Consider the following 541-nt stretch of genomic DNA (forward strand, 5'->3'; position numbering starts at 1 on the left):
GTCATGGAGCAGGCCACCGGTCAGGGCTGGAGTCTGCGCCGCTTCCGGGAGCGGCTGCTGCGCGCCGCAGCCCGTGTGGCCAGGAAGGCCCGCCGGCTGACCTTCATCGTGGCCTGGAGTGTGGCCGGGGACTGGCAGCACCTGTGGCAAAAGCTCCAACGCGATCGCTGGGTACCGGGATAAGACGGCTCTCTGCTCTGCAATACGATCAGGCGCGACACAGAGCCAGGGGTTACTGTGCCCGTATCACTGAATCATTCGGTTCTGAAGCCTCCAATCTGCCAAATCCTGGCGAAGGAATGCAATCCAGACCCACCATCGAGCCGCACCTGCAAGCTGGGGGACCAAAATCCCTCAAAGCCGGCTTGACTCAGCGTGACAGAGGCAGTCTGATGAATAAGCTGGGATTAGACGACAATGACTTCGGGCGGCCGGTGGCACCTATTCTGTCCGGTTGCCACTAAGCGTGCCCGCTTGTTCAACTGACACGGGAAGGCGTTTCGCATGGCCGCAAACAAGCAACAGGACAAAGTATTCATGA

Annotated in this window: 1 protein-coding gene; it reads left to right on the forward strand. The window is 60.1% G+C overall.

Going from position 1 to position 541, the window contains the following annotated elements:
* On the forward strand, positions 1 to 183 hold a 183-nt coding region (locus ACEWQZ_RS00065), incomplete at its 5' end, for a hypothetical protein (protein WP_476481033.1).
* Between the last annotated feature and the right edge of the window lie 358 nt (positions 184 to 541).

The organism is Wenzhouxiangella sp. YN1 (assembly GCF_056324145.1).